The organism is Streptomyces sp. NPDC107559 (assembly GCF_055657365.1).
The window spans coordinates 390,031-397,459 of record NZ_JBVKBD010000006.1 but is presented as its reverse complement, the minus strand read 5'-3'; the positions used below and the strand labels follow the sequence as shown (position 1 = coordinate 397,459).

The 7,429-nt window shown below is 72.2% G+C and carries 9 protein-coding genes; 8 read left to right on the top strand and 1 reads right to left on the bottom strand.

What is annotated here, in order from left to right; translation table 11 throughout:
* Positions 1-2 precede the first annotated feature (2 nt).
* The 4 genes from ACZ7OY_RS20985 to ACZ7OY_RS20970 are packed head-to-tail and all read left to right on the top strand — an operon-like array spanning position 3 to position 2,471.
* A complete protein-coding gene (locus ACZ7OY_RS20985; RefSeq protein ID WP_471912752.1) occupies positions 3-218 on the top strand; it encodes an MbtH family protein in 216 nt (71 codons plus the stop codon).
* Between the two features lie 10 nt (positions 219-228).
* Complete coding sequence (locus ACZ7OY_RS20980; RefSeq protein ID WP_471912751.1) at positions 229-1,476, top strand: cytochrome P450; 1,248 nt, start codon at positions 229-231, stop codon at positions 1,474-1,476.
* A gap of 30 nt (positions 1,477-1,506) precedes the next feature.
* A complete protein-coding gene (locus tag ACZ7OY_RS20975; protein ID WP_471912750.1) occupies positions 1,507-2,250 on the top strand; it encodes an SRPBCC family protein in 744 nt (247 codons plus the stop codon).
* A 32-nt stretch (positions 2,251-2,282) separates the two neighbouring features.
* Positions 2,283-2,471 (top strand): hypothetical protein, encoded by a 189-nt coding sequence (locus ACZ7OY_RS20970; protein ID WP_471912749.1) that lies wholly within the window; start codon positions 2,283-2,285, stop codon positions 2,469-2,471.
* A gap of 80 nt (positions 2,472-2,551) precedes the next feature.
* On the opposite strand, the gene ACZ7OY_RS20965 is transcribed toward ACZ7OY_RS20970, so the two are convergent.
* Complete coding sequence (locus ACZ7OY_RS20965; protein ID WP_471912748.1) at positions 2,552-3,898, bottom strand: NAD(P)/FAD-dependent oxidoreductase; 1,347 nt, start codon at positions 3,896-3,898, stop codon at positions 2,552-2,554.
* 158 nt (positions 3,899-4,056) lie between these two features.
* Between ACZ7OY_RS20965 and ACZ7OY_RS20960 the strand changes: the two genes are divergently transcribed.
* From ACZ7OY_RS20960 to ACZ7OY_RS20945, 4 genes are all read left to right on the top strand, one after another.
* The gene (locus ACZ7OY_RS20960; protein ID WP_471912747.1) at positions 4,057-5,817 is read left to right on the top strand and encodes a DUF885 domain-containing protein; all 1,761 of its coding nucleotides are present in this window, start codon (positions 4,057-4,059) and stop codon (positions 5,815-5,817) included.
* 187 nt (positions 5,818-6,004) lie between these two features.
* On the top strand, positions 6,005-6,382 hold the full coding sequence (locus ACZ7OY_RS20955) for a DUF5132 domain-containing protein (RefSeq protein ID WP_471912746.1): 378 nt from the start codon (positions 6,005-6,007) through the stop codon (positions 6,380-6,382).
* A gap of 116 nt (positions 6,383-6,498) precedes the next feature.
* Positions 6,499-6,621, top strand: a complete 123-nt coding sequence (locus tag ACZ7OY_RS20950) for a hypothetical protein (RefSeq protein ID WP_471912745.1) — start codon at positions 6,499-6,501, stop codon at positions 6,619-6,621.
* Positions 6,618-7,415 (top strand): thioesterase II family protein, encoded by a 798-nt coding sequence (locus tag ACZ7OY_RS20945; RefSeq protein ID WP_471912744.1) that lies wholly within the window; start codon positions 6,618-6,620, stop codon positions 7,413-7,415. The genes ACZ7OY_RS20950 and ACZ7OY_RS20945 overlap by 4 nt, the downstream gene beginning before the upstream one ends.
* The last annotated feature ends 14 nt before the right edge of the window (positions 7,416-7,429 follow it).

The window sequence follows — 7,429 nt, the reverse complement described above, 5'->3', positions numbered from 1 at the left end:
CCATGACTAACCCGTTCGAGGACCAGGACGGCACCTTCCTCGTACTCGTCAACGACGAGAACCAGCACTCTCTGTGGCCGCAGTTCGCGGACGTCCCCGACGGCTGGAGCGTCGCCCACGGCCCCGACACCCACGCCGCCTGCCTGGAGTACGTCGAGCGGAACTGGACCGACATGCGGCCCAGGAGCCTCGCCGACGCCATGGACGCCCAGCGATAGCGCGGCCGACGTGACCTCCACCGACACCCTGGACGAGGCCCGCGGCTCCGCGGGCCTCGCCGGGCCCGGCGACCTCGCCGCGGCGCTCCAGACGCCCGAGGCCCGCCGGGACCCGTACCCGTTCTACGCCCGTATGCGCCGCGAGGACCCGGTCCACCGCAGCGCCCAGGGCATCTGGTACCTCACCCGGTACGCCGACGTCGAGGCGGCCCTGGGCGACCTGCGGCTGTCCAACGACCGGGACCGGATGACCCGCGCCTACAGTGCGCTCGGCGGCGACCTCAAGGCCTTCAGCCGGCTCACCGACCGGCTCGGCCGGGTGATGAGCAACACCGACCCGCCGGACCACGCCCGGCTGCGCAAGCTGGCCAACCGTGCCTTCACCGCCCGGCGCGTCGAAGCCCTGCGCGACGGCATCCAGCGGATCGTCGACCGGCTCATCGACGAGGCGGTCGCGGCAGGGCCGACCATGGACCTGATCGAGGCGGTCGCCTCCCCGCTGCCGCTGTCCGTCGTCTGCGAGCTGTTCGGCATTCCGGACGAGGACCGGCCGCAGGTCAAGAGGTGGTTCCGCCGGTTCGGCCGGATGGGTGAGGACATCGACAAATCCGAGGCGGCGATCGAGCAGTACGAGGAGTACCTCGCCCGACTCGTCCGCCGACGCCGGGCCGACCCCGGCGACGACTTGATCAGCGCCCTGGTCGCGACGCAGGCGCAGGACGACCGGCTCACCGACTCCGAACTGCTGGCCACCTGCTTCGTCCTGATCACCGCAGGCGACGAGACCACCACCCACCTGGTCGGGAACGCCGTCCTCGCACTGCTGCGCCACCCCGGCCAGCTGGCCCGGCTGCGCGAGGACCCGGCGCTCGTCCGTACGGCCGTAGAGGAACTCGCCCGCTACGACACGCCGACCCAGGCGATCGTCCGGGTCGTGGCCGAGGACGTCGAGATCGGCGGGCGGACACTGCGCGAGGGCGAGCTGGCCTACCTGTTCCTCGCCGCGACCAACCGGGATCCCGAGCGCTTCGAGGACCCCGACCGGCTCGACCTGACCCGCCCCGGCAACCGGCACCTCAGCTTCGGCAACGGCCCGCACTTCTGCCTCGGCGGCCCGCTGGCCAAGCTCCAGGCGGAGGTGGCCGTCGGCACGCTGGTCCACCGGCTCCCGCACCTGCGGCTCGCCGACGGCGCGGTCCTCGACTGGCGGCACAACCCGCTGCAACGGCGGCTCGCCGAGCTTCCGCTCACCTACTGACCCATGAACGACGACGAAGGAGAAGTGACCATGGCCCGAGAGTTCGAGGTCCGCCGGGAACAGGACCTGACCGCCACGCCCCAACAGGTCTGGGACGCGGTCGCCACCGGCGCCGGCAACCTCGGCTGGCTGTACCCCATGGAGGTCGAGCCGCGCGTCGGCGGAAAGGTCACCCGGGCCGACGGCACCGTCGTGGCGTGGGAGCCGCCGCACCACTTCGCGGTCCGGGCGACCCAGGACGGCGGGTTCTCCAACACGCTCACCTACCGCATCGAGCCGGCCGACGGCGGCACGAGTCGCCTGCGGATGGGAATCCACTGGGTACACACGGGCGTCGTCGACGACACCTGGAACTGGGACACCAAGGCGGACGCGGCGGAGAAGCACGTCGACTTCTACCAGCACTCCCTCCCCGAGTACCTGAGGCACTTCGCCGGCCGCCCCGCCGTCTACGTCAGGGCCGCCCGAGCCGAGCGCACCGAGGACCCCGCCGACTTCGCCGCGCTGCGCCGACGCCTCGGCCTCGCCGACGACACGGCCGTCGGCGACCGGCTGTCGCTCGACCTCCCGGGTACGGACGGCGAACCGACGGAGGTGGTCGTGGACTGGCTCAGCCCTGATTTCCTCGGACTGCGGGGCCCGGACGCGCTGTACCGCTTCTTCAACGGCAGCTCCTGGAACTGGCCGATCTGGCTGGGCCACCACCTGTTCGCCGGGGACACGGACGAGGAGCTGTCCATCAAGGCCTGGAACACCTGGCTCAACGGCGCCTGACCCCGCCGTACGACACAACCGAAGGACCTCTGGTGGAAACACTGCTCTACGCCGCCGAACTCGTCCGGGAGGACGGCGCCTACAAGCTCGTGGTGCAGGACGTGGTGCGGGACACGGTCCAGGTCACCCCGGTTCCCGAATCCGCGGTGGCCAAGCTCCCGACCTTTCTGTCGGTGCTGAGTGCCAAGCTCGGCCCGGCGCCGGCACGCGGCCGCCGGTAGAGCGCTGCGGGCGTCACGGGGCCGGTGCCGTCCGGCAGTCGACGTGCCGGACGGCACCGGCCCCGTACCCCTGCCCGACGTCACCCCAGGACCGTCCTGGAGGCGGCCTCCTCGGCCACGGGCCGTCTGCGGGAGAAGGCCCCCAGGTCGACGACGAGGCCGGTGTGCTCCCCCGTGTACCGCAGCGGATCGCGGTCGTGGTCGTGGCCGGCCTCGACCCGGTCGACCAGGGTGGCGAGGAACCGGCCCGCCAGGGGAGCGTTCTTGAACTGGTTGCCGCTCGTGCCCATGGCGACGTAGAAGCCGGCCAGATCGGTGCGGTCGTAGACGGGGGACCAGTCGTCGGCGGCGTCGTAGACACCGGCGACGCCGGTCGGCCGGTTCGGGACGCCGAGGAGCGGGAACCGGCGTGCGGCCCTGGTCACCTGGGTCTCGAACCGGGCGGGCGTCGGACGCGGGTTGCACGCGTCGGGATCGTCGAGCCACTCCCTGGGATCGCAGGCGGGCAGCGTACCGCCGATGAGGACGTGTCCGCCGGAAGGGCGCAGATAGACCCCGAGGTCGACATCGGCCACGATCGGGCCGGACGCGGTCCCGGCGCCGCCCGCGCCCGAGGCGGTTCCGTCACCCCGACGGACCGGCGCGGCCACCTGGTGGACCTCCTCGCGCAGCGGGCGCACTCCGACGGTGAACTCGGCCCCGACCCCGGCCAGCCGGTTGAACCCGCCCGACCAGGGTCCGGCGGCGTTGACCACCACCGGTGCCGTGATGGCGGTGCCGTCGGCGAGCCGGACGCCCGCCACCCGGCCCCCGCCGCGCAGCACGCCGACGACCGTGCGCCGGAAGAGGAACCGCACCCCGATCAGGGCGGCCGCGTCCGCGAGGTTCTGCGCCGCGAGCCGGGGGTCGTCGACGAAGCCCGCGTCGGGGGTGAACAGCGCGCCGAGCTCTCCCTGCGGGCCGGCGAAGAACGCCTCGTCGAGCACGGCCCGGGGAGGCCCGTAGCGTCCCGTGTCGATACCGGGGACCCGGCGGCGCAGTGTCGCGGCGTCCCAGCGCTCGTACGGCACACCGGCCCGCTCGAACAGCGCGACGACCTGCGACGTCCCCGAGCCTGGTGCGTCCAGGAGCACCGCCCCGGTCCGCCGGAACGCCGCCAGCGTGGGGCCGGGCCCGGTGCCGAGGTGCTCGGCCCAGCGTGTCCAGCAGTGCCGGGACTCCCAGGCGGTGGCGACACCGTCCCAGGTCGAGTAGTTGAAACGGATGATCGCGCTCGACGCGCTGGTGGATCCGTGGCCGACGCCGCCGGCCTTGTCGACGACCACGACACGCCGACCGGTGCGCGCCAGCTCCAGTGCCACCGAGGCGCCGATCACACCGGCCCCCACGACGACAGCGTCCGCGCCGGACGGAGGCGTGTCTTGCATGGCGGTCATCGTGCCACCGCGACCGGCCGCGCCGGCCGGGCCTTCCCGGGCCGGACGCGAACGCGCCGGGCAATTCCCCCGTCCAGGTGAGGCCGCCCGACGCGCGGTCCACCGCACTGTTGCTGACGCTGCGTCATGTCGGCACGCACACTGGCGTCATGGTCATCAAACCAGTGGTCATCGGTCCGGGGGACTCCCCGGACGACTCGACGGCGCGCGAGATCGACCGGCTCGCGGCCTCGTACTGGGACTTCCTGCTCGCACGAGAGCCGTCGCTGCGCTCACGGCGCGGGCTGCCGGTCGAGTCGCTGCCGGGGGTGTCGGCGGCGGAGGCCGACGAGCGCGCCGGGTTCGCCGCGGGAGTGCTGGGCCGGCTGGGCGCGCTGCGGCCGGCGGAGCTGTCCGGTGCCGCCGTCGACACGGCGGGCTTCCTGCGGGCGCTGGCCGAACAGGAGGCGGAGGCGGCACGGTTCCACTGGCTCACCCCCACCGCCACGCCGTACCAGCTCTTCCGCCTCCAGCAGTACGGTGACACGGTCTTCCGCCCGTTCCGCTTCGAGCACCGGGCCGACGCGGACCGGTACGTGACCCTCGTACGGGACCTGGCCCGGTGTGTCGCGACGATCGGCGACAAGGTCGCCGGGCAGGCGGCACGGGGCATTCGCGTCCATGCTCCGGCCCTGACCGGTGTCCGCACCACACTCACCCGGCTGCGGGAGTCGGCGGCACGGTACGTCCGGGCGGACGCCGGACGGCTCACCCGGCTCGACGCGGCGAGCCGGGGCCGGCTGCGCGACGCGGTGGAACGGCTCGTGGCCGCCGAACTGGAGCCGGCGTTCGACCGCCTGGTCGCCCTCGTGGGCGACCCGCACTACCTCCGGCAGGCGCCGCAGGCCGTCGGCTGGGCCCGCTACCCGGAGGGCGAGGCGGCCTACCGGGCCTTCGTCAGGACGTACACCTCCGGCGACACGCCGCCCGAACGCCTCCACGAACTCGGCCGCGAGCACTGTCGCGAACTCGACGAGCGGATGCGGGAGATGCGCGACACGCTCGGCTTCGCCAGGGCGGAGGCGGAGTTCAACGAACGGCTCGCCACCGAGCCGCGCCTGTACGCCGCCACCCCGGAGGAGGTCGAGGCCCGCTACCGCGGACACCTCGACCGCCTCGCACCGCTGCTGCCGCAGTGGTTCGCGGTCCTGCCCAGCGCCCCCTACGACGTGGCCCGCCTCGACCCGGCGCTGGAGGGGTCGATGACGTTCGGATACTACGAACCGCCGACCGCCACGCAACCGGTGGGCCGCTACCGTTACAACGCCTCGGACCTGGCCCACCGGTCACTGCTCGGCGCGGCCGCGCTGATCTACCACGAGCTGTCGCCCGGCCATCACTTCCATCTCGCCCGCCAGGCCGAGAACAGCGCGCTGCCCGACCTGCGCCGCGAACTGGTCGCCTTCGGCGGGTTCGAGGAGGGCTGGGCGGAGTACGCGGCGGGGCTCGCCTGGGAGATGGGGCTGTACGACGACCCGTGGGACGCGTACGGACGACTGGCCCATGAGCGCTTCACCGCGCAGCGCCTCGTCGTCGACACCGGCCTCAATCTCGGGACGATGACACTGGAGGAGGCGCGCGCCTTCATGCGCGCCCACGCGGCAGCCGAGTCCGAACGCCAGATCGGCACGGAGTTGTTGCGCTACGCGACCGATCTGCCGGGGCAGGCGCTGACCTACCGGGCAGGTCACGCGGAGTTCACGGCACTGCGGGCGGCGTGCGAACGCAGTGCCGGTGCCGCGTTCGACGTGCGCGCCTTTCACGAGACCGTGCTGGCCGGCGGCACACTGCCGTTTCCCGCACTGCGGCGACGGGTGGAGCGGGAACTGCACGGGGATTCCCGGAGAGGGCCGCTCTACTCGAAGGAGTGAAGGGCACGGGGAATCTGTAGCCGCCTGCTCGGCCTCGGATACTCTCTGTAATGACTGGCGGGGGCTCGCTGATGCGGAATGCACGCATCCCGCCGAGTTCTCCCGTGTTCAGTCACGTTTCGCTGTTTCACCTCACCGTTATGTTTTCAATCACCATCTCCTCGACAGAAGAGAAGGATGTTGTGCCATGCCGCCTGTAGTACCTCCTTTCCTGATCGGTCTGATCACCGCATCCCTGGTGAAGAGGCTGGGCAAGCCCTTGATGCGAGGGCTCGTCAAAACGTCGGTGGGACTGGGAATGGAAGTGAAGCGAGCCGTCCAGGAAGCCGGCGAGGGCATCCAGGATCTCGCGGCCGAGGCGACCGCCGAAGTACTCACGGCCCAGACCGCACAAGGTGCCGAGCACGGCGGCGGCGCGCCGGAGGACGGCACCGCGGGACGGGGCGCGGCGGCCACCGGCACGACGCCCGCGGCCGCGGATGCGAACGAGGGTCAGGCCGCCGGTGGGGACAAGCCCGCCGGCAAGACCCGCAGCGCCGGTTCGGTCGCCACCAAGGTGCGCTGAGCCGGCCGGCCGGCTCTCGAGGACGACCGTTGATGGAGACAGGCCAGATGTCTGCGACCGCAACCCCTCTGTATTCCGCGGAACTCATCCAGGAAGGCGGTGCCTACAGACTCGTCGTGACCGATCGTCAGCGCCATACCGTGCAGACCGCCTATGTGTCCAGGAGGGCGGTGGAGCAGCTTCCCGTCTTCCTCTCCAAGCTCGACTCCCTGCACCAGCGAGGGCTGCGACAGCGATGACGGCGACCGAGGCGAACAAGTGGTTCCGGGTCCACCGGCGTGCGGCGGACCCCCGGCTCCGACTGGTGTGCTTCCCGCACGCCGGCGGCACGGCACAGCTGTTCCACGGCTGGTCCGCGCTGCTGCCGGAGGACGTCGAGGTGCTCGCCGTGCGCTACCCCGGCCGCCAGGACCGGCTCGCGGAAGCCTGCATCGAGGACATGGCCACCCTGGCCGACACGATCGAGGACGCACTGCGGCCTTGGCTCGACCGGCCGCCGGCGCTCTTCGGGCACAGCATGGGCGCCTGCGTCGCCTACGAGGTGGCCCTGAGACTCGAGGCCCGCGGCACCGTCCCCGAGCACCTGCTGGTCTCCGCACACGAAGCCCCCCAGCGGGCCGAGCACTTCGCACTGCACGACGCCGACGACGCATCGCTGATCAACCATGTCCGGGGTCTCGGCGACCTGCACTCGGAGGCCTACGACATCCCGGAACTGCGTGACCTGCTGCTGCCCGCCCTGCGTTCGGACTACCGGCTGCTGGCGGGCTACCACCCCGCGCATCCGGCTCCGGTCAAGGCGCCGATCACCGCGTACGTCGGCCAGGACGACCGGAGTTGTGCCCTCGACGCGGTCCGCGCCTGGTCCGGTCTCACCGCCCCGGGCTCCTTCGAACTGCGCCCGTTCCCCGGGGACCACTTCTACCTCGTGGACCGCGAGGCCGAGGTCGTCGCCGACGTGGCGGCCCGCCTCGCGCGCGCGTGCATGGCGCCCGCGGGGTTCCCAGGAGACGATGGTCGTACCGGACGCTGAGACGCGCGGTGTCC

What these genes read in the sequence shown, in the direction of transcription:
- ACZ7OY_RS20985 (WP_471912752.1), top strand. Translation starts at nt 3, where the DNA reads ATGACTAACCCGTTCGAGGACCAGGACGGCACCTTCCTCGTACTCGTC.
- ACZ7OY_RS20975 (WP_471912750.1), top strand. Translation starts at nt 1,507, where the DNA reads ATGGCCCGAGAGTTCGAGGTCCGCCGGGAACAGGACCTGACCGCCACG.
- ACZ7OY_RS20965 (WP_471912748.1), bottom strand. Translation starts at nt 3,898, where the DNA reads ATGCAAGACACGCCTCCGTCCGGCGCGGACGCTGTCGTCGTGGGGGCC.
- ACZ7OY_RS20960 (WP_471912747.1), top strand. Translation starts at nt 4,057, where the DNA reads ATGGTCATCAAACCAGTGGTCATCGGTCCGGGGGACTCCCCGGACGAC.
- ACZ7OY_RS20955 (WP_471912746.1), top strand. Translation starts at nt 6,005, where the DNA reads ATGCCGCCTGTAGTACCTCCTTTCCTGATCGGTCTGATCACCGCATCC.
- ACZ7OY_RS20945 (WP_471912744.1), top strand. Translation starts at nt 6,618, where the DNA reads ATGACGGCGACCGAGGCGAACAAGTGGTTCCGGGTCCACCGGCGTGCG.